The following is an 18,836-nucleotide window of genomic DNA, read 5'->3' as shown; positions in this document are numbered from 1 at the left end:
TGGTATTATTCTGCGCGATATTATTCTAATTTCGTAGGCATACCATGGCATACATTCCTAAAAACTATGCAAAGCTCGAAGTCGGTTATCGTGAGAAAGCGCTGAAACTTTTCCCGTGGGTATGCGGGCGCTGTTCACGGGAGTTTGTTTATTCCAACCTGCGTGAGCTCACCGTGCATCACATCGATCATGACCACAGTAATAACCCAGAAGATGGCAGCAACTGGGAAATGTTGTGCCTGTACTGCCATGATCATGAGCATTCAAAATACACCGAAGCCGACCAGTATGGCTCTACGGTGGTTGCCGGTGAGGATGCCCAGAAAGACATCGGCGTGGCAACCCACAACCCGTTCGCCAACCTCAAGGCAATGCTGAAAAAATAGTCTATTTTGGTTTCTGGGGCAGACCCACCACTGACGTGGATTTGCCCCTGAATAACCACACGATGGCAAAAATCATCCGGTACCGCATCACTATTGGCTATTTTTGCGTAACTCCGTTACCGGTACACCACCGATTCCCCAGTTATCAGTGTCGACCTCATCAATCACTACCACGGTGGTTTTCGGGTTTTTATTTAGCACATCAACCAGTAACTGGGTGACGCCGGCAATCAACTGCTGTTTCTGCTCGGCAGTAGCGCCTTCACGGGTAATTTTAATATTAACGTATGGCATATCGACCTCTAGTTACGAATAAATTGAGCTGAATATTAGCGGTTAATGGATCTGGCCATGCGGGTATAAGTATGGCGTACCCCACGGATCGCCACACTGTAGGCAAAAATATTTTCCGGTAATGCCAAACCAAGATAGCCAGTATCGCCGATATGGTGCAGGTCGGCACCGGCCATTTTACTCATCAGCGCAATTTGACGGATGGTTTGTACATCGGCCCCTTCCTGTGAGGTGCCAATCGCGGTCATGGCCAATGCCCCGTGTTGCTGTGTAAAAGCAATCAATCCGGCTACCTTTTCAGCAACGCTACAAGCGGGACGAGGTTAAAGTGATGGCAGCACACGCCGCGCGACATCTTTCATTGTGGCCATAAATATTCCATAGTTATCTGGATTCATTCCTCTTGCGGGCAGAGAACACCTTGAATGAACCTCGAACCCTCTTTATGATAATGTGAATCATTGCTATTTAAGGTGCATTTGTGCAGATAAAAATTGGGAAATTGACGCTAGCGATGTTGTTAGCCTCAGTAGTAGGATGTAGCAATACACCACCGCTCAGCCCATCGAGAGCCGCTAAACCACCCGTAGCAGAACCCCAGAAGATGGCAATAACGATGAATAATTATACCGTAAACAAACTACAGTCCCTACTAGCCCTACATAATGCGCTTCCCCAGGCGGATAAAAGCCAGATGATCGCGTTACTCTCCCAGGCTTTTCTTGATACGCCTTATGTGGCTAACCAATTAATTGGCTCAGCCAGTACACCAGAACAATTGGTGATTGATTTCAGTGGATTGGATTGTTTTACCTATCTGGATTACGTTCAGGCACTGAGAACCGCCAGCAACGAGAACGAGTTGGTGGAAAATGTCATCCAGACACGCTATATCAACGGGCGTATCGATTTCCAGCATCGCAAACACTTCTTTACTGACTGGGCACAGTCCGAGCATATATTGGCTAGCGATATCACCGCGCAGCTCAGCCCACATGCGGTGACGGTCAGTAAACACCTTAACCGCAAAGCGGATGGCAGCCTCTACCTGCCGGGCGCGCCAACCGTTGAACGCCCTATTAGCTATATTCCCAGCGAGTTTGTTGACGATAATGTCATTACCCAGCTACAAACGGGCGACTATATCGGTATCTATAGCAAACTACCGGGGCTGGATGTCACCCATACCGGGTTCTTTATTATCACCCAACACGGGCCGGTTCTGCGCCATGCCTCCTCAAGCAAAGAGAGCATGAAGGTGATGGACTCTCCTTTTGCCAGCTATGTCAGCCATACCCCCGGTATTGTGGTACTCCGCCCACACTAATCGATGCGGAAGAGATCGCCTCACCTTCTGATAGGCAATAAAAAAACCGCCGCAGCGGTTTTTTTATTGGTATCACGATCAGATTTTGCAACCCTCACAATCCGCCTCATCCTCAAGGATTTCGGGGACTTCTCTCTCTTTTTGCGCCGCTTTCTGTTCAGCTTTCGCTAATTCGGCATCAATATCAAAATCAAAAATATCATCACTCATCGTAATACCCTCAAGCTAACCCATTTATACTCTTCATACTTCAAACTGCTTGGGTGTTGGCTGCGCACTGTCACCCTAGTCACATAGTGGGCTATGCTCCTAGGGATTCCATCACTTGCCGCCTACAAGCAAGTCGAATTATTTTGTGTATAGGGCAATTATAATCAACATCCACTCGGACGCGATCCTTTCAATTCGCTACGGACAGCGTTACGGGCAGATTATCCGACCTGTTTGGATACGCGAGAACGTAGACATCATAAAAATCGATCTCGCCCTTATTAGCGATAATTTCCTGCATCTGCGCTTTTAATGCCATGCTGACAGCAGGTTCATTAAGCAGTTCCTGCACGGCCTGCGGCGACAACGCGCGGGTAAAGTACCACTCCCCGTTGTAGCAGACACGTAAATCCAACACACCAATATCTTCAAAACGGTAAACCGGCTTAATCTCAAACAACAACATGATAAACATCATCAGCACAAAAGCCGTGAAGCCAAAAAACGCCAGCAACCCCAAGTAAGGCACCGGGTACATAACGGCAACCACAGCCAAATAGCCAGCCAACATCGCAAAACACAGATAGCGGTGGTTACGAACAAACTCACTGTTAAAACGTGGCTTGCCGTCACGTCTCTCACGCTGGTTAATCTGCTCGATTTCTTTCACCAAGATATTTTTGATCGTATCCATTGCGACCGCCTTATACATCAGTCCATCATTACACTCGCCAATAGCTATCACGCTAACACAACGCCGGTTTAACAAGATAGTACAAAAACGATAACTTCATTAACCCGCTATAAACCAGCGACGCTATCGGTATCGGCATCTATCGCAATCTATCGAGGTGAGATTGTAGAGCAACAGGCAAGCTCTCAGCTTGAATGATTTTGGCTATATCAAGCCCTATTCCGTTTCACTGTTCTTGGCCAAATTAGCATCTTTTTGGCGTCGATAATCACGGGCCGCTGGCGGGATAGGGGTAACTTTTCCGGTTTCAATCCAGGTGCGTAAACGGTTGGCATCAGCAAAGTGGGTATATTTACCAAAGGCATCCAACACCACTAATGAAACTGAGCGGTTACCGATCATGGTCCGCATAACCAAGCAATGCCCAGCCTGATTGGTAAAACCAGTCTTAGTCAGCTGAATATTCCATTTGGGATTATAAATTAAATGGTTGGTATTTCTGAATGGTAAGCTGTAATCAGGATCTTTAAATGTCGCGGTCTGAGATGCGGTGGTACTCAACTGACCAAGCAATGGGTATCTTTTACTCGCCAGCAGTAATTTGGTCAGATCACGGGCGGTAGAAACATTATGCATCGACAAGCCTGTCGGCTCGACATAACGGGTACTGGTCATGCCTAACGCTTTAGCCTTGGCATTCATCGCTTTGATAAAGGCTTGATAGCCCCCCGGGTAGTGATGTGCCAGACTGGTGGCCGCGCGATTTTCTGACGACATCAATGTCAGCAGCAACATCTCTTTACGGCTTATCTGGCTATTTAAGCGCACACGGGAATGCACCCCTTTCATTTCCGGTGTTTGGCTGATATCCACTGACAGCATTTCATTAAGGGGTAAATGGGCATCCAGGGTCACCATTGCCGTCATCAACTTGGTGATCGAGGCAATCGGCACCACTTTATCGGGGTTACGGGCATAAATCACGTTATGGGTTTGCAAATCCAGCACCATGGCACTACCAGAAGCCAACTCCGGCTGGGTCGCGTGTGATGCACGAGCCTTCTCACTGGCCAGTGCTCGCGGCACTAAACCGGCTCCCATCTGCCAAGCAAGCAGAACTAGAATCAACACTCGGATTTTCACAGGTATTTCTCTTTAATTAAAATCGCCACCAACTTATTGCTCTAAATTATAAATGCAGATCATTGAATTAGCACTGTGATTGTGAGCTACTATTTGTGACAAATTCTGTCATGGTATAAGACGTAAAAGCCGCAGATAAACGGCTCTGTAGCCTGACCACGCAAAAGTGACAGGGCTGATGGCCTGATAAGAGCGACGGTAAGGAACAAATATGGCTGATTTAGCCCAATACATTACACAATATGGTTACTGGGCACTGCTGATTGGCTGCCTACTCGAAGGGGAAACCATCACCATGTTAGGTGGTATGGCGGCACACAACGGGTTGTTACACCTGCCGCTGGTGATTGCCGTGGTAGCGATTGGTGGCTCCTTGGGCGATCAGTTACTCTATTTTGCCGGACGCCACTTTGGCGGTCGGGTGATTGCACGCATGAAGAACCAACAAGCACATATTGAACGAGCCCAAAAACTGATTGCCAGTCACCCGATCCTATTCGTGATTGGTGTCCGTTTTATGTATGGTTTTCGTATTATCGGCCCGGTGCTGATTGGTGCCAGTAAACTGCCCCCTGCACTTTTCGTCCCGCTCAATATTCTGGGAGCAATACTCTGGGCACATATTTTTGTGTTTATCGGCTATTTTGGTGGCCAGGCGATCAACCGTTTTCTCGGTGATACCGATAATAAACTGTACAGTCTGTTATTGTGCGCGTTGCTACTGGTTGTCTTTCTGGGGATCCGTCACTGGTGGCGCCGACGCCACCAGCGTTGAGGCCTATTTATTAAACATCAGTTTTAGCCCCAACAGCGCCAAAACAGTGCCTCCCAGATAATCAAACCCGGCTTTAAAGCGCAGATAAATACGACGCGGTCCCGGAGATGAGAGCACCAAGGCCACAAATGCGTACCATAGCAAATCAACCGTGAAAGCAATCAAAGGTAGTACGATATATAACACCAGCGGTATGTTTTGACTGAGCAGAGCAGCAAAAACACTACCAAATACAATCGCGGTATTCGGATTGCCCAGTTGGGTCAGCAACCCAGTGATAAAAGCGCGATAGAACCCTAGCTGTTGGCCGCCGGTCATTTCAATCTGTAATGGCTGGTATGCCCCACGTAATATCCGGTAAGCCAGATAGATCAGGTAAGCCCCACCCAACATTTTCAACGTGGTATAGAGCCAGGGCAACATTAATAGCAGTGACTGTAATCCCAATAGCGCGATCAACGAGAAGATAAAGCAGCCAATCCCCATCCCCAACGCTACAGCCATTGCATCACCACGTGAAGATGCCACCGCTGTGCGCGCCACCAGAATAAAGCTTTGCCCTGGACTCATCGCCCCCAACATGATGGCACCAGTAATACTCAATACGGATAATACTGTTTCATTGACCATATGATTTTCCCTAATCAAGTCTTAGCACTGAAATAAGCGCATACCCTACTGTGTTGCGCTAACGCCCTTGAGAACATTTATCCGGGTCGGTTGATCGATACAATCATTCGCATGGACAAAGAGACGGCAAGATAAAATAAAGCAGCAAAAACAACATAACCAATTTGCCACCACACTGCATTAATGGCAAATCGCTCGTGCAATATCCTGAGCATTTTTCAGTGTGCGTATTTCGGTAAACAGTTCGCTGGCTTCCTGATATTCCTTGCGCAGATAATTCACCCACTGCTTGATCCGTGCTACATGGTACAAGCCATGGCTACCCGGATTTTCCAGCGCCAGATATTTTTGCAGTAACTGTGTGACCTGCGGCCAAGGCATCGGGGGATGATTATATTTAATCACCCGGCTTAGGTTGGGAATATTCAGCGCCCCGCGCCCTACCATCAGCGCATCACATCCACTGGCTTGCCGACATGCCTGGGCACTTTGGTGATCCCAAATTTCGCCGTTGGCAATCACCGGAATCGTCAGACGCTGGCGGATCTCGCCAATCTTCTGCCAGTTGATACGCTCGGCTTTATAGCCATCTTCCTTGGTGCGGCCATGTACGGTAATTTCGTCAGCACCCGCTTGTTGCACCGCGTCAGCGATTTCAAAGCAATGAGCGTCTGAATCCCAGCCTAAACGTACTTTTACCGTGACGGGCAGTTCCACAGGTACCGCTGCCCGGATGGCTTTAGCCCCTTGATAAATCAGTTCAGGATCTTTAAGCAAGGTGGCACCGCCGCCGCTGCCATTGACATGTCTGGAGGGGCAACCACAATTTAAATCAATACCATAAGAGCCTAACTCAACCGCTAGAGCGGCATTTTCCGCCAACCACTCAGGGTATTGACCAAGCAGTTGTACGCGCACCGGCGTGCCTGATGCGGTGTGGCTGGCATGATACAGTTCTGGGCATAAGCGATAGAAGACTTTAGCCGGTAGACGTTGATCGACCACCCGCAAAAATTCGGTGATACAGAGGTCGTAATCGTTCACCTCGGTGAGTAATTCCCGTACCAGAGAGTCGAGTACTCCTTCCATCGGAGCCAATAAAACGCGCATACCATCCCCTGCTTTAAAAGAGGCGCAATAATACGGGGAAGAAGGCTGAGCAGGCAAGTGTAAACCTGTCATCAAGCTGCAGCGGTGTTGGCTGCAGCTTGAAAACGGTTATCATTCTGTAGGTTTGCGATTACCAGAGCGGCGCATAGGAGCACCTGAACGCGGTTTACCTTCACCTTGTGGGCGACCTTGACCACCACGATTTTCACGTTGCCCAGCACCACTACGCTGAGCACCACCAGAACTGCGTGGAGTACCATTATGACCGCGTGGTGCACCGCCGCCTCTGGCCTGACGACCATTGATGATCGGCTCAGCTTTGATGCTAGGGTCTACTTCATAGCCCGGCAACGCAATACGTGGAATTTCACGCTTCAGCAAGCGTTCAATATCACGCAAAAGTTTGTGTTCATCCACACAGACCAGTGAGATAGCCTCACCCGTGCGTTCCGCTCGCCCAGTACGGCCAATACGGTGTACATAATCTTCCGGTACGTTAGGCAGTTCGTAGTTCACCACATGAGGCAACTGATCGATATCCAAGCCACGGGCAGCAATATCAGTGGCCACCAACACGCGAATCTTACCCGCTTTAAAATCTGCCAGTGCTCGGGTGCGAGCACCTTGGCTTTTGTTGCCATGAATCGCCGCTGCGGTGATACCATCTTTATTCAATTGTTCAGCCAGATGGTTGGCACCATGTTTGGTACGGTTAAATACCAATACCTGTTTCCAGTCACCTTCGCCAATCATCTGGGAGAGCAGTTCCCGCTTGCGCTTCTTATCGACAAAGTGAACGCTTTGTTCAATCTGCTCAGAAGCGGTATTACGGCGTGCCACTTCAACAGAGGCCGGGTTGTGCAACAATTTGCTGGCCAGTGCCTTAATCTCGTCAGAGAAGGTGGCAGAAAAGAGCAGATTCTGGCGCTTGACTGGCAGCTTGGCCAAGACACGGCGGATATCATGGATAAAGCCCATATCCAGCATGCGGTCAGCTTCATCCAGCACCAGAATTTCAATTTTAGACAGGTCAACCGCGTTCTGGTGCTCCAGATCCAGCAGGCGGCCCGGTGTTGCCACCAGAATGTCGACACCACCACGCAGTTTCATCATCTGCGGGTTGATGCTCACCCCACCAAATACCACCAGCGAACGCAGGCGTAAATGTTTGCTGTATGATTCAACATTCTCGCCAATCTGAGCGGCCAGCTCACGGGTTGGCGTCAGGATCAGCGCCCGTACCGGGCGGCGGCCTTTAGCCGGATGATCATGGCTGCTGAGTAACTGTAATAACGGCAGGGTAAAACCCGCAGTCTTACCGGTACCGGTCTGGGCGCTAGCCATCAGATCACGGCCTTGTAATACCACCGGGATAGCCTGGCGTTGAATAGGGGTAGGTTCACGGTAGCCCTGCTCTTCAACAGCGCGCAAAATTTCAGCACTTAAGCCGAGTGTTTCAAATGACATAGTAGAGAAAAACTCCAGATCCCCCCTAACCTAAACTAAAGTTCGGTGCAGTTTCCAGGGAGGATTAATCAGACGGGGCATAAGGAAGTGCGCACGCATGTTGTGCAGCCTATTTTCAGCATGACCTCGAGGAATTGGCACAAACTGCAGTGCACCAAGCGACGCAGTGTAACAGATATCCTGCAAGAAAAATAATTTTACCTAACAAATTGCCTGTTACCGTAGCAACGTCCGGTTGCGTAACAATAATTATCCCACCTATTTACAGGCTATCTCTTTAAGCATAAAGTTAATCATATGATTGATTAACTTTGACCGGTACGCTGATGTCATCAATAAAAAATCCCCCCTCAAGCAACTCGCCCCGTGGTGAACAGGCGCGCCAGCAGTTGATCAACGCCGCGATTGAAGTGTTTGGCGAGTATGGCCTCTCGGGTGCAACGACACGGGAAATTGCCCTGCGAGCTGGGCAAAACATCGCCGCAATCACCTATTACTTCAATTCCAAAGAAGGGTTATACCTCGCCGTCGCCCAATGGATTGCCGACTTTATTCAACAAAACTTTCGCCAACAAACGGAAGACGTAGAGCGCTTCTGGTTGCTCCCCCCAGAACAACGCCAACCGGAACATCATCTGTATCATCTCAAAGTGGGGTTACTGGCTTTCAGTACACTGATGACGCAACCACAAACCCTCAATATCAGCAAAATTATGTCTTATGAGCAGTTGTCCCCTACCGAGGCCTATCCACTGATCCACCAACAGGTGATCGCACCACTACACCATACCTTGTGCCGCCTGTTAGCTGGCTGTACCGGTCTTGATCCGCACTCGACAAAAATAGTGCTGCATACCCATGCCTTGATTGGCGAGGTGCTGGTGTTTCGGGTCGCTAGGGAAACCCTGCTACGCCAGGCAAATTGGCAACAGATAGGTGCAGAAGAGGCAACACAGATAGACGTTATGCTGGCCGAGCATATTGAGATCCTGGTGGATGGGTTGTACCAGCGTTACGGTACAGACCCGCTGTTACACGTCACAACATAAACACTCTGGCAGGGCGTATTATGAATAAGAAGAGAATGACTATCCTCGGGGCGGCAGTGATTTTGATTGCCGCTGCAGCCTATGGATTCTGGTATTACCAACAGCAGCAAGCAAAACCGCTGACGCTGTATGGCAATGTCGATATTCGCACCGTTAACCTGGGTTTCCGCGTTAACGGGCGGTTAGCTACGCTGGCAGTGGATGAAGGGGACCCGGTACAGCCAGGGCAATTACTGGGCAAGTTGGATGATGCCCCTTATCGCAATGCCTTGCAGCAGGCACAGGCGAATGTGGACAGTGCCAGTGCTAACCTGGCGTTGTTGCAAGCGGGCTACCGTGATGAAGAAATAGCCCAGGTCCGTTCGCAAGTTGCCCAGTTGCTCGCCGCCTTTAGCTATGCCGACAGTTTCTACCAACGGCAACAGGGATTATGGGCGAAAAAGGCCACCTCGGCCGATGCACTGGAAGATGCACGCACCTCACGTAATCAGGCACAAGCCAATCTGCAAGCAGCAAAAGATAAACTGGCGCAATATCTCAAGGGTAATCGCCCACAACAGATTGATGAGGCCAAAGCCAACCTGGCTCAAGCCGAAGCAGCTTTAGCGCAGGCTCAGTTGAATCTACAGGATACTACCCTGCTATCCTCCTCAGCCGGTACTGTGATGACGCGGGCGGTAGAGCCGGGCACCATGCTCAATGCCGGGAGCACCGTATTGACGTTATCGCTAACGCACCCGGTATGGGTACGTGCCTATATCAATGAAACCAGCCTGGGCAAAGCCGTTCCGGGCAGTGAAGTCTGGGTTTATACCGACGGCCAACCCAGCAAACCTTATCACGGCAAAATCGGCTTTGTTTCCCCTACGGCAGAATTTACCCCTAAAAGCGTAGAAACAGCGGATCTGCGCACTGATCTGGTGTATCGCCTACGGATCATCATTACCGATGCCGATGAGGCATTGCGCCAAGGGATGCCAGTTACCGTGCGTTTTTCACAACCGTAAGGAAGCGTGATGACACAGGGACAGACAATTGAACTGGAAGGGGTGGAAAAACGCTTCCCGTCATTGGAAAAACCAGCAGTAGCCAGCCTGACAGCCACTTTGCGCAGTGGTTCAGTCACTGGATTGGTTGGCCCGGACGGTGCGGGTAAAACCACCCTGCTGCGGATGCTGGCGGGCTTGCTAAAACCCAGCAGCGGTAAACTGACCGTTGCCGGGCTGGACCCTATTACTCAAGATCGTCAGTTACATGCCATTCTCGGTTATATGCCGCAGAAATTTGGCTTGTATGAGGATCTGAGTGTGATGGAAAACCTGACACTCTACGCTGACCTGCGGGGCGTCACTGGTACTTTGCGCAAACAAACTTTTGACCAGTTGCTGACATTTACTGATTTGACCCACTTTACCGAGCGGTTGGCGGGCAAACTTTCCGGCGGGATGAAACAGAAGCTGGGGTTAGCCTGTACCCTGGTGGGGCAACCGCAGGTGTTGCTGCTGGATGAACCGGGCGTGGGTGTTGACCCGATTTCTCGCCGTGAATTGTGGCGTATGGTGCATGAGTTGGCCAACGACGGCATGTTGATCCTCTGGAGCACCTCTTACCTGGATGAAGCCGAACAGTGCCGAGACGTATTGTTGATGAACCAAGGGAAACTGCTGTTCAGTGGCGCCCCACAAGAACTGACCCAGCGTATGGCCGGGCGCACAATATTAATTGCCGCCCCAACTGGCAGCCACCGCGCCCTATTGCAACGGGCCGTCTGTTTACCCGCTGTCAGCGATGGGGTGATCCAGGGGAAGTATCTGCGGCTTATCGTTAAACCTGGGCAGCAGCACCAGCCTATTTTACAAGCATTGGCGATCCCCAACGCAGAATTATATGAAACCGAACCCCGCTTTGAAGATGCATTTATCGATCTGCTGGGTGGCGGCCCAAACAGTCAATCCGCATTGGCTGAGATCATGCCTACAGTGGCGGGTAACCATTCAGAAACAGTGATTGAAGCGCAGGAGCTGACCAAAAAATTTGGTGACTTCATCGCCACCGACCAGGTAAATTTTAAAGTAAAGCGTGGTGAAATATTTGGTCTGCTCGGCCCTAACGGCGCAGGTAAATCCACCACCTTTAAAATGATGTGTGGCTTGCTGGTCCCCAGCTCAGGTAAAGCCCTGGTGCTAGGTCTGGATTTGAAAACCAGCTCAGGTAAGGCGCGGCAGCATCTCGGTTATATGGCACAAAAATTTTCGCTGTACGGTAACCTCACCGTGGCACAAAACCTGAAGTTTTTCTCCGGTGTCTACGGGCTGAGTGGCCAGCAACAGCGGGATAAAATCAACGCCATGTCGGCAGCATTCAATTTTGGTCCGATCCTCAAACAAACACCTGATTCATTACCCCTGGGTTTTAAACAGCGCCTGGCCTTGGCCTGCGCCTTAATGCACGAACCGGATATTCTATTTCTTGATGAACCCACCTCGGGTGTTGATCCACTGACCCGGCGTGAATTTTGGCTGCATATTAATGGCATGGTGGATAAAGGCGTCACCGTGATGGTCACCACCCACTTTATGGATGAGGCTGAATACTGTGACCGCATTGGGTTGGTCTATCACGGCAAAATTATCGCCGCTGGCACACCTGACGCTCTAAAACAGCAGGTCGCCAGCACTGATAACCCCAACCCCTCAATGGAACAGACGTTCATCACCCTGGTGCAAGATTATGATCAGGAGGCAACCGCATGAATAATCAAAGCGCTTTTTCCTGGCGACGCTTGCGGGCCCTGTGCCTCAAAGAAACCCGGCAAATATTGCGCGATCCCAGTAGCGGGCTGATTGCCGTTGTTATTCCCTTGATGCTGTTATTTATCTTTGGCTATGGTATCAACCTGGATTCCAGCAAATTACGGCTGGGGATCCTGATGGAACAACAAAGTGCTGATGCCCGTGATCTGGCGAATGCTTTTGCCGGGTCACCCTATATTCAACCGACGATCAGCGATAACCGACAACAGTTAATTCAAATGATGCAGGCGGGCACTATCCGTGGCCTAGTGGTGATCCCCAACGATTTTGCCGAGCATCTGGCACGCCCCACCGACCCAGCGCCGCTACAAGTGATTACTGATGGTAGTGAACCCAATACGGCCAACTTTGTACAAGGATATACCCAGGGGGTCTGGCAAATCTGGCAGCAGCAACGCGCCAGTGACCAAGGGCAGACTACCCAGCCGCTGATCGATATTCAGATGCGTTTCTGGTTTAATCCGGCGGCCATTAGCCAGCACTTTATTATTCCCGGCGCCATTACCATTATTATGACGGTGATCGGGGCGATTCTGACTTCACTGGTCATTGCCCGCGAATGGGAACGCGGCACCATGGAAGCGTTGCTTTCAACTCAGGTGACGCGCAGTGAATTGCTACTCTCCAAACTAGTTCCTTACTATTTTCTGGGGATGGGGGCCATGGTGCTGTGCATGGTGGTGGCGGTGTTTGTGCTGGGGGTACCATTCCGCGGGTCACTGCTGATGTTGTTCCTGATCAGCAGCCTGTTTCTGGCCAGCACGCTCGGCATGGGGTTATTAATCTCCACCATTACCCGTAACCAGTTTAATGCCGCCATGGTGGCCTTGAATGCCGCTTTTCTACCTTCGATTATGCTCTCCGGCTTTATTTTCGAGATCGACAGTATGCCTGCGGTAGTGCGCATGGTGACCTACATCATTCCTGCTCGTTACTTTGTCAGCACACTGCAAACGCTGTTCCTGGCAGGCAATATCACCACGGTATTGATGATTAATCTGCTGTTTTTGATCGCCTCTGCCACGGTGTTTATCGGCCTGACAGCCTGGAAAACCCGGCGGCGGTTAGATTAAGGAGAATGAGAGCTATGTTTCACCGTCTGTGGACGTTGATCGTCAAAGAAATGCAATCACTGCTACGCGACCCGCAAACACGGGCCATTCTGGTGATGCCCGTGCTGCTGCAGGTGTTGTTATTCCCCTTCGCCGCCACGCTGGAAGTGACTAATGCCACTATCGCCGTCTACAGTGAAGACAGTGGCCCTCACTCCATTGAACTGACTCAGCGCTTAGCCAAAACCCAAGCCTTTTCTCAGGTTTTGTTGCTACGTAATCCTCAGCAGATCAGAACTACCATCGACAACCAACAGGCGCTGTTGCTGGTGCGTTTTCCTGCGGATTTCTCGCGCAACATCGCCAATGGCCATTCAGCATCACTGCAGTTGATCCTGGATGGGCGTAACTCTAACAGTGCGCAAATTGCTGCTAACTATGTGCAGCAGATTGTGCAAAATTATCAGAATGAATTGCTCGGTTCACAGCTCAAACCCAATAACAGCGAATTGGTGGTGCGTAACTGGTACAACCCGAATCTGGATTACAAATGGTTCGTGGTACCTTCATTAATCGCCATGATCACCACCATTGGCGTGATGATCGTTACTTCACTGTCAGTGGCGCGTGAACGTGAGCAAGGTACATTGGAGCAGTTGCTGGTTTCCCCATTAACCACTTGGCAGATTTTTATCGGCAAAGCAGTACCCGCACTAGTTGTGGCCACCTTCCAGGCTTCTATCGTGCTGCTTATTGGGATCTTTGCCTACCAAATCCCGTTCGCTGGTTCACTACTGCTGTTTTACGCCACTATGCTGGTTTACGGGCTTTCACTGGTGGGGTTCGGGCTGCTGATTTCTTCACTGTGTGCCACACAACAGCAGGCATTTATCGGAGTGTTTGTCTTTATGATGCCAGCCATACTGCTTTCCGGTTATGTCTCGCCGGTGGAGAATATGCCCATTTGGCTGCAACATTTCACCTGGGTAAACCCTATCCGGCACTTCACCGACATCACCAAACAGATCTATCTGAAAGATGCCAGCTTTTCCATTATCTGGCATAGCTTATGGCCACTTTTGGTGATCACCGCCACCACTGGCAGTGGTGCCTACGCCCTATTCCGGCGCAAAATTACGTAACACAGGAGCATTAGCGACAAGCGCAACAAGATTTAAAGCATGAAGGGAATAACAGGGGTTAATGCTGGCTCCAGTCTTCAATAGTCAGCCCCGGAACTCGCTCAAATTCACGCTTATTATTGGTCACCAGGATAGCCTCCACGGCCAATGCATGTCCGGCAATCGCCGTGTCATTGGGCCCAATCGGCTTTCCCGCTGCTGCCAATACGGTCTTGACCTCCGTGGTGGCATCAACGGCAGCCTGGTCCCACGGCAGCACCGCATCAAGGCGGGCACAAAAGGCATCAACCAGTTTTATATGACGAGGAGACGCTTTTTTGCCGATAGCGCCAAAGCGCATTTCAGCATAGGTAATGGCCGATACCACAATGCGGTGACGCCGCAGCACCGTCTGTTCAAGACGTTGCAAAAGTAACTTCGGTTGCTCGCGCATGATAAAAGAGCAAATGTTGGTATCCAACATGTAGGTTCTACTCATAACACAGTGCGTCCTTCGTCACTGATAATATCCTCACGCTCCGCCATAAAGTCTGAGTCGGCAGTTTCTTCCTGCGACAACGAACTCCAGGTCGGTCTGACTGGTCGTAAGATAATAGCGTCCCCTTCACGGATAATCTCCAACTCGTTAACGCCTTCAAAATCCAGATCGCGGGGAAGACGAATAGCTCGGTTATTACCATTTCTAAATACAGATACTGTTCGCATTTTCCTCTCCTGCCCTATGGGCGTTATTGCCAGTGAATGCGTGATCTAGGTGCAGATGCCTAACATATGCATAGGTATAGTATATGCTGACGATTGACCTCTGTACACCTAGGACAGGTTAAAAAGGTAACAACGGGAATTATGCGGTTAGTGCTGATCTACGCTGCGGGAAAGATAAGAGGATAAGGCGCTGCGCGCAGCGCCTTCGGTGAGCATTAGCGGCGATTGCCGAAAATACGCAATAACATCAGGAACAGGTTGATAAAATCCAGGTACAGGGTTAATGCACCCACAATGGAGTACTTACGGAAGTTATCTCTATCATCCGGATTCAACTGTTCACCCAACGCTTTCAATTTTTGCGTGTCATAAGCAGTCAGGCCGACAAAGATCAACACGCCAATATAGGTGACCGCCCACATCAATGCCGGGCTTTTCAGCCAGATATTAACCAAGGAAGCCAGAATAATGCCGATCAACCCCATAAACAGCATGCTGCCCAAACCGCTCAGATCACGCTTAGTGGTATAGCCATATAGGCTCATGGCACCAAACATACCGGCGGTGACTACAAACGTTACTGCTATCGACTCGCCGGTATATTGCAACAGAATCATCGACAATGTTAACCCGGTTAATGCCGAATAGAGCATAAACAGCCCGGTGGCCATGGACCCACTCAAGCGATTAACCATGCCGGAAATAACAAACACCAACGCGAGTTGCGCGATAACCAGACCAAAGAAAGTGAGCTGACTTGAAAAGATAAAACTGATAATTGCTGGCGTACTTGCTGCATACCAAGCAACAAACGCCGTTAACAGCAAACCACAGGTCATCCAGCCATAGACTTGCGCCATATAAGCCTGAATGCCACTGTTGGCACGTTCAACAATTGAACCATTACGTGGATATCGGTCCATGACGGTTACCTTTAAAGTTATGGGGAATATCCCCGGTCATTGATAAGCGTATCACAGAAATTGCAACACTAAACCAGCATCAGCCAGGTATATTTTGCTTATGGCACACTCAATTACCAGCGCTTAGCAGCCTGTTGATCGGAGTCACGGGCTTCTACCCAGCGCTCCCCCTGCCCGGTCGCCTCACGTTTCCAGAAAGGTGCACGCGTTTTCAAATAATCCATAATAAACTCAGCGGCATCAAACGCTTCACTGCGGTGTGCGCCACTCACCCCAACAAACACAATTTCATCGCCGGGGAACAGATCACCCACCCGGTGGATTACCGTTACTCGCTGCAATGACCAGCGAGAACGAGCTTGAACCACAATCTCGCCCAGCGCCTTTTCTGTCATGCCAGGGTAATGTTCCAGCGACAAAGCGCTCACCTGATCGCCGAGGTTATGATTACGCACCTTGCCCGTAAAGGTGACAACGGCACCATCATCATTACACTCGGCCAACCATGGGTACTCTTCGCCGACACTAAAGGGTGCAGTGCCCACACGGATACGCGTATTGTCCATTGTTAACCCCCGGTAACCGGCGGGAAGAAAGCCACTTCATCCCCAGCTTTCAACGGGTGTTCCGGGCCCACCAGCGACTGATTAACCGCCGTTAATAATTTGCCAGGCTCAAGGGCCAAAGCCCAACGCTCACCACGTTCACATAACGACTGACGCAGGTCTTCCACCGTAGTGTATTGCGCAGGTACACTCAGCGTACTGGTGCCCACCAGTTCCCGGACCTGAGCAAAAAACAGAATGTTAATCATGCTCCCGCCTTAAAATCACCGGATTTACCGCCACTTTTCGTCAGCAACCGCACCGGGCCAATCACCATGTCTTTTTGCACCGCTTTGCACATATCATAGATAGTCAACGCCGCTACAGATGCCGCCGTCAGCGCTTCCATTTCTACCCCGGTTTTCCCGGTCAAACGGCAGCAGGTTTCAATACGCACACGATTAAACTCCACCTGGGCCTCAAGCTGGACCTCGACCTTACTCAACATCAGCGGATGACACAGGGGGATCAGTTCCCAGGTACGCTTCGCTGCCTGAATGGCGGCAATACGGGCGGTAGCAAATACGTCCCCTTTATGGTGGCGTCCATCAACAATCATCGCCAGCGTGGCGGCCTGCATTTCAACATAGGCCTCGGCACGGGCTTCGCGCACCGTCTCCGCTTTGGCTGAAACATCCACCATATGCGCTTCACCAGCAGCATTAATATGTGTTAACTGCGTCATAAATTACTTCTTCAAATGGGGTAAAAAATTACATGGGCGATGGCGTGCGTCCAACTGCTCAGCAATGATGCGTTGCCAAGCAGTACGGCAGGCACGAGTGGAACCCGGCATGGCGAAAATTACCGTATTGTTGGCCATCCCCGCCAATGCACGCGACTGAATCGCCGCCGTGCCAATCTCTTCAAATGAGAGCGCGCGGAACAGTTCGCCAAACCCTTCTACCTGGCGATCAAACAGGGGCACTAACGCCTCGGGGGTATTGTCGCCCCCCGTAAAGCCGGTGCCGCCATTGATCAACACCACCTGCACTTCGTCGCTGGCAATCCACACACTCACCAGCGCACGGATCTGGTAGATATTGTCTTTCACCAAGGCACGCGTTACCACGTGATGCCCCGCCTGTTCTGCGGCTTCCTGTAGATATTGACCGGAGGTATCTTCCGCTTCAGTGCGGCGGTCGGTAACGGTGAGAATGGCAATGTTTGCCGGAATGAATTCACTACTGACCTGGCTCATGGCGAGTTTGCTCCCCTGACGTAAATACGCTGCATGTTAAATCAACTTGAGCTTAGGTGGCGTTCAACCGCCAATAAACGATAAATTCGGTGTGATACCGCTGTTACCCTGATGCAGGAAGTGACTCTGTTTTTTGGCTTGCAAACCACTGTGAATGCGCATTTTCAACTGAGTCAGTTGGCTGTCATCGGCCAACAAATCACGCAGCGGGATACCTTGTTCACCAAATAAGCACAAATGCAGATTGCCAATGGCTGAAACCCGCAGGCGGTTACAGGTAGTACAGAAATCTTTTTCATAGGGCATGATCAAGCCAATTTCACCCTGATAATCGGGATGGCTAAAGACCTGAGCTGGGCCATCATGAGTGCCCCTTGGCTGTTGCTGCCATCCCTGTTGCTGCAGTTGCTGGCGGATGATAGCGCCGGAAATATGGCGCTGGCGGAACAACTGGCTACCTTCGCCGGTTTCCATTAATTCAATAAACCGCAGTTGGATCGGCCGATCTTTGATCCAAGCAAGGAAACTGGCCAACTTTTGGTGATTAATATCGCGCATCAGCACGGTATTCACTTTTACCCGCTGGTAACCCGCTGCAAAGGCGGCATCAATGCCATCCATCACCTGGCGAAACTTGTCCTGACCGGTAATTGCCTGGAACTGACGCGGGTCAAGGCTATCAACACTGACATTAATTGCCGTGAGGCCGGCATCACGCCAACTCGCCACATCACGCGCCAAACGGTAACCATTGGTAGTTACCGCCAAGGTGCGAATTGCCGGGTTTTCACGCACAGCGGCGATGATCTCGGTAAAATCACGGCGTAAAGAGGGTTCGCCCCCTGTCAGGCGGACTTTTTCAGTCCCCAACTCAGCGAATACACGGCTGACACGGCGGATCTCATCTAAAGAAAGGAATGTTTTTGGGCTACCACTGGGTTTATAACCCTCGGGCAAGCAGTAAGTGCAACGAAAGTTGCATACATCGGTGATCGACAGACGCAAATAGTAAAATTTGCGCTCAAAAGCATCTATAAGTTGCGGTACCATAACACCTTCCAAATACGGGAGATGCGAGCGTTTCCACTCTGCACCCTGGTGGCTGACATCGCCACGGCCAAGATACCTTATTGCGTGTAAAACAACTTAGGTAGCAAGGCTAGGAGTTTGAGTTCCCTTCCATTAACTGCAAAAATAACTGGAACGAAACCGTGGTTTTTTCAGGATTCTAGCGCTAAACAGCGGTGATACCAATGAGTAATTTCGATATATAGCTGTTTACACAACGCTTTTTTAGCTTCCCAAACACT

23 protein-coding genes, 1 pseudogene and 1 riboswitch are annotated in these 18,836 nt (G+C 50.3%); of the genes and pseudogenes, 8 read left to right on the top strand and 16 right to left on the bottom strand.

Annotated elements, in window-relative coordinates; genetic code table 11:
* The first annotated feature begins 44 nt into the window (after positions 1 to 44).
* Positions 45 to 386 carry an HNH nuclease YajD gene (gene yajD / locus AC2A06_RS14895; protein ID WP_473195667.1) on the top strand — a complete coding sequence of 114 codons (342 nt, stop codon included), beginning with the start codon at positions 45 to 47 and terminating at the stop codon, positions 384 to 386.
* Between the two features lie 90 nt (positions 387 to 476).
* Here the strand turns inward: yajD and AC2A06_RS14890 are convergent, their stop codons facing one another.
* Both AC2A06_RS14890 and AC2A06_RS14885 read right to left on the bottom strand, forming a co-directional pair.
* Positions 477 to 680 (bottom strand): 2-hydroxymuconate tautomerase family protein, encoded by a 204-nt coding sequence (locus AC2A06_RS14890; protein ID WP_023492078.1) that lies wholly within the window; start codon positions 678 to 680, stop codon positions 477 to 479.
* A 35-nt stretch (positions 681 to 715) separates the two neighbouring features.
* Positions 716 to 979, bottom strand: a pseudogene (locus AC2A06_RS14885) (DUF7916 family protein); the annotation flags it as partial.
* Between the two features lie 194 nt (positions 980 to 1,173).
* Between AC2A06_RS14885 and AC2A06_RS14880 the strand changes: the two are divergent.
* A complete protein-coding gene (locus AC2A06_RS14880; RefSeq protein ID WP_484380796.1) occupies positions 1,174 to 2,007 on the top strand; it encodes a DUF1460 domain-containing protein in 834 nt (277 codons plus the stop codon).
* A gap of 78 nt (positions 2,008 to 2,085) precedes the next feature.
* On the opposite strand, the gene AC2A06_RS14875 is transcribed toward AC2A06_RS14880, so the two are convergent.
* The 3 genes from AC2A06_RS14875 to pbpG form a co-directional block, all read right to left on the bottom strand.
* Positions 2,086 to 2,217 (bottom strand): hypothetical protein, encoded by a 132-nt coding sequence (locus AC2A06_RS14875; protein ID WP_023490093.1) that lies wholly within the window; start codon positions 2,215 to 2,217, stop codon positions 2,086 to 2,088.
* Positions 2,218 to 2,407: 190 nt separating this feature from the next.
* Positions 2,408 to 2,911, bottom strand: coding sequence for a YlaC family protein (locus AC2A06_RS14870; RefSeq protein ID WP_484380786.1), 504 nt, complete (start codon positions 2,909 to 2,911; stop codon positions 2,408 to 2,410).
* Between the two features lie 216 nt (positions 2,912 to 3,127).
* Positions 3,128 to 4,060, bottom strand: a complete 933-nt coding sequence (pbpG, locus tag AC2A06_RS14865; protein ID WP_484380795.1) for a D-alanyl-D-alanine endopeptidase — start codon at positions 4,058 to 4,060, stop codon at positions 3,128 to 3,130.
* A gap of 205 nt (positions 4,061 to 4,265) precedes the next feature.
* Here pbpG and AC2A06_RS14860 point away from each other — a divergent pair, with 205 nt between their 5' ends.
* Positions 4,266 to 4,829, top strand: coding sequence for a DedA family protein (locus AC2A06_RS14860; protein WP_484380785.1), 564 nt, complete (start codon positions 4,266 to 4,268; stop codon positions 4,827 to 4,829).
* Positions 4,830 to 4,832: 3 nt separating this feature from the next.
* Here the strand turns inward: AC2A06_RS14860 and AC2A06_RS14855 are convergent, their stop codons facing one another.
* From AC2A06_RS14855 to rhlE, 3 genes are all read right to left on the bottom strand, one after another.
* Positions 4,833 to 5,459, bottom strand: a complete 627-nt coding sequence (locus tag AC2A06_RS14855; protein ID WP_484380784.1) for a LysE family translocator — start codon at positions 5,457 to 5,459, stop codon at positions 4,833 to 4,835.
* Between the two features lie 180 nt (positions 5,460 to 5,639).
* Positions 5,640 to 6,569, bottom strand: coding sequence for a tRNA dihydrouridine(16) synthase DusC (gene dusC / locus AC2A06_RS14850; protein ID WP_484380783.1), 930 nt, complete (start codon positions 6,567 to 6,569; stop codon positions 5,640 to 5,642).
* Positions 6,570 to 6,680: 111 nt separating this feature from the next.
* Positions 6,681 to 8,036 (bottom strand): ATP-dependent RNA helicase RhlE, encoded by a 1,356-nt coding sequence (rhlE, locus tag AC2A06_RS14845; RefSeq protein WP_484380782.1) that lies wholly within the window; start codon positions 8,034 to 8,036, stop codon positions 6,681 to 6,683.
* 326 nt (positions 8,037 to 8,362) lie between these two features.
* Here rhlE and AC2A06_RS14840 point away from each other — a divergent pair, with 326 nt between their 5' ends.
* Genes AC2A06_RS14840 through AC2A06_RS14820 form a run of 5 tightly spaced genes read left to right on the top strand, consistent with a single transcriptional unit; the run spans position 8,363 to position 14,092 of the window.
* Positions 8,363 to 9,085: a CerR family C-terminal domain-containing protein gene (locus AC2A06_RS14840; RefSeq protein ID WP_484380781.1), complete on the top strand. Its 723-nt coding sequence runs from the start codon at positions 8,363 to 8,365 to the stop codon at positions 9,083 to 9,085.
* 20 nt (positions 9,086 to 9,105) lie between these two features.
* Entirely contained in the window at positions 9,106 to 10,092 is a 987-nt protein-coding gene (hlyD, locus tag AC2A06_RS14835; protein ID WP_484380780.1) for a secretion protein HlyD, read from the top strand.
* A gap of 9 nt (positions 10,093 to 10,101) precedes the next feature.
* Positions 10,102 to 11,838 (top strand): ATP-binding cassette domain-containing protein, encoded by a 1,737-nt coding sequence (locus AC2A06_RS14830; protein ID WP_484380779.1) that lies wholly within the window; start codon positions 10,102 to 10,104, stop codon positions 11,836 to 11,838.
* Complete coding sequence (locus AC2A06_RS14825; protein WP_473195675.1) at positions 11,835 to 12,971, top strand: ABC transporter permease; 1,137 nt, start codon at positions 11,835 to 11,837, stop codon at positions 12,969 to 12,971. The genes AC2A06_RS14830 and AC2A06_RS14825 overlap by 4 nt, the downstream gene beginning before the upstream one ends.
* Positions 12,972 to 12,985: 14 nt before the next feature.
* Positions 12,986 to 14,092, top strand: a complete 1,107-nt coding sequence (locus AC2A06_RS14820; RefSeq protein WP_473195676.1) for an ABC transporter permease — start codon at positions 12,986 to 12,988, stop codon at positions 14,090 to 14,092.
* A 58-nt stretch (positions 14,093 to 14,150) separates the two neighbouring features.
* Here AC2A06_RS14820 and AC2A06_RS14815 read toward each other — a convergent pair whose 3' ends face one another.
* The 8 genes from AC2A06_RS14815 to moaA form a co-directional block, all read right to left on the bottom strand.
* Complete coding sequence (locus tag AC2A06_RS14815; protein ID WP_484380778.1) at positions 14,151 to 14,570, bottom strand: type II toxin-antitoxin system VapC family toxin; 420 nt, start codon at positions 14,568 to 14,570, stop codon at positions 14,151 to 14,153.
* Positions 14,567 to 14,797 carry a type II toxin-antitoxin system VapB family antitoxin gene (gene vapB, locus AC2A06_RS14810; protein WP_484380777.1) on the bottom strand — a complete coding sequence of 77 codons (231 nt, stop codon included), beginning with the start codon at positions 14,795 to 14,797 and terminating at the stop codon, positions 14,567 to 14,569. The genes AC2A06_RS14815 and vapB overlap by 4 nt, the downstream gene beginning before the upstream one ends.
* Positions 14,798 to 15,012: 215 nt before the next feature.
* The gene (locus AC2A06_RS14805; protein ID WP_484380776.1) at positions 15,013 to 15,720 is read right to left on the bottom strand and encodes a Bax inhibitor-1/YccA family protein; all 708 of its coding nucleotides are present in this window, start codon (positions 15,718 to 15,720) and stop codon (positions 15,013 to 15,015) included.
* Positions 15,721 to 15,833: 113 nt separating this feature from the next.
* Positions 15,834 to 16,286, bottom strand: a complete 453-nt coding sequence (gene moaE, locus AC2A06_RS14800) for a molybdopterin synthase catalytic subunit MoaE (RefSeq protein WP_484380775.1) — start codon at positions 16,284 to 16,286, stop codon at positions 15,834 to 15,836.
* 2 nt (positions 16,287 to 16,288) lie between these two features.
* On the bottom strand, positions 16,289 to 16,534 hold the full coding sequence (gene moaD / locus AC2A06_RS14795; RefSeq protein ID WP_023489227.1) for a molybdopterin synthase sulfur carrier subunit: 246 nt from the start codon (positions 16,532 to 16,534) through the stop codon (positions 16,289 to 16,291).
* Positions 16,531 to 17,010, bottom strand: a complete 480-nt coding sequence (gene moaC, locus AC2A06_RS14790; RefSeq protein ID WP_023489226.1) for a cyclic pyranopterin monophosphate synthase MoaC — start codon at positions 17,008 to 17,010, stop codon at positions 16,531 to 16,533. The genes moaD and moaC overlap by 4 nt, the downstream gene beginning before the upstream one ends.
* A gap of 3 nt (positions 17,011 to 17,013) precedes the next feature.
* Positions 17,014 to 17,526 carry a molybdenum cofactor biosynthesis protein B gene (gene moaB / locus AC2A06_RS14785; RefSeq protein ID WP_484380774.1) on the bottom strand — a complete coding sequence of 171 codons (513 nt, stop codon included), beginning with the start codon at positions 17,524 to 17,526 and terminating at the stop codon, positions 17,014 to 17,016.
* Positions 17,527 to 17,589: 63 nt separating this feature from the next.
* Positions 17,590 to 18,576 (bottom strand): GTP 3',8-cyclase MoaA, encoded by a 987-nt coding sequence (gene moaA, locus AC2A06_RS14780; protein ID WP_473195681.1) that lies wholly within the window; start codon positions 18,574 to 18,576, stop codon positions 17,590 to 17,592.
* A riboswitch (molybdenum cofactor riboswitch) is annotated at positions 18,563 to 18,704 on the bottom strand. It overlaps the preceding gene by 14 nt.
* Between the last annotated feature and the right edge of the window lie 132 nt (positions 18,705 to 18,836).

The organism is Serratia sp. HNCC26DJ244, from assembly GCF_057180565.1.
This window is presented reverse-complemented; position numbering and strand designations above follow the sequence as displayed.

Bases quoted from the DNA above. Each gene is read 5' to 3' on its own strand.
- hlyD (WP_484380780.1), top strand. From the start codon at position 9,106: ATGAATAAGAAGAGAATGACTATCCTCGGGGCGGCAGTGATTTTGATT.
- moaA (WP_473195681.1), bottom strand. From the start codon at position 18,576: ATGGTACCGCAACTTATAGATGCTTTTGAGCGCAAATTTTACTATTTG.
- moaD (WP_023489227.1), bottom strand. From the start codon at position 16,534: ATGATTAACATTCTGTTTTTTGCTCAGGTCCGGGAACTGGTGGGCACC.
- rhlE (WP_484380782.1), bottom strand. From the start codon at position 8,036: ATGTCATTTGAAACACTCGGCTTAAGTGCTGAAATTTTGCGCGCTGTT.
- AC2A06_RS14830 (WP_484380779.1), top strand. From the start codon at position 10,102: ATGACACAGGGACAGACAATTGAACTGGAAGGGGTGGAAAAACGCTTC.
- AC2A06_RS14840 (WP_484380781.1), top strand. From the start codon at position 8,363: ATGTCATCAATAAAAAATCCCCCCTCAAGCAACTCGCCCCGTGGTGAA.
- AC2A06_RS14860 (WP_484380785.1), top strand. From the start codon at position 4,266: ATGGCTGATTTAGCCCAATACATTACACAATATGGTTACTGGGCACTG.
- AC2A06_RS14815 (WP_484380778.1), bottom strand. From the start codon at position 14,570: ATGAGTAGAACCTACATGTTGGATACCAACATTTGCTCTTTTATCATG.
- AC2A06_RS14870 (WP_484380786.1), bottom strand. From the start codon at position 2,911: ATGGATACGATCAAAAATATCTTGGTGAAAGAAATCGAGCAGATTAAC.
- yajD (WP_473195667.1), top strand. From the start codon at position 45: ATGGCATACATTCCTAAAAACTATGCAAAGCTCGAAGTCGGTTATCGT.
- AC2A06_RS14805 (WP_484380776.1), bottom strand. From the start codon at position 15,720: ATGGACCGATATCCACGTAATGGTTCAATTGTTGAACGTGCCAACAGT.
- AC2A06_RS14855 (WP_484380784.1), bottom strand. From the start codon at position 5,459: ATGGTCAATGAAACAGTATTATCCGTATTGAGTATTACTGGTGCCATC.
- vapB (WP_484380777.1), bottom strand. From the start codon at position 14,797: ATGCGAACAGTATCTGTATTTAGAAATGGTAATAACCGAGCTATTCGT.
- moaE (WP_484380775.1), bottom strand. From the start codon at position 16,286: ATGGACAATACGCGTATCCGTGTGGGCACTGCACCCTTTAGTGTCGGC.
- AC2A06_RS14820 (WP_473195676.1), top strand. From the start codon at position 12,986: ATGTTTCACCGTCTGTGGACGTTGATCGTCAAAGAAATGCAATCACTG.
- moaC (WP_023489226.1), bottom strand. From the start codon at position 17,010: ATGACGCAGTTAACACATATTAATGCTGCTGGTGAAGCGCATATGGTG.
- AC2A06_RS14875 (WP_023490093.1), bottom strand. From the start codon at position 2,217: ATGAGTGATGATATTTTTGATTTTGATATTGATGCCGAATTAGCGAAA.
- moaB (WP_484380774.1), bottom strand. From the start codon at position 17,526: ATGAGCCAGGTCAGTAGTGAATTCATTCCGGCAAACATTGCCATTCTC.
- AC2A06_RS14825 (WP_473195675.1), top strand. From the start codon at position 11,835: ATGAATAATCAAAGCGCTTTTTCCTGGCGACGCTTGCGGGCCCTGTGC.
- AC2A06_RS14890 (WP_023492078.1), bottom strand. From the start codon at position 680: ATGCCATACGTTAATATTAAAATTACCCGTGAAGGCGCTACTGCCGAG.
- dusC (WP_484380783.1), bottom strand. From the start codon at position 6,569: ATGCGCGTTTTATTGGCTCCGATGGAAGGAGTACTCGACTCTCTGGTA.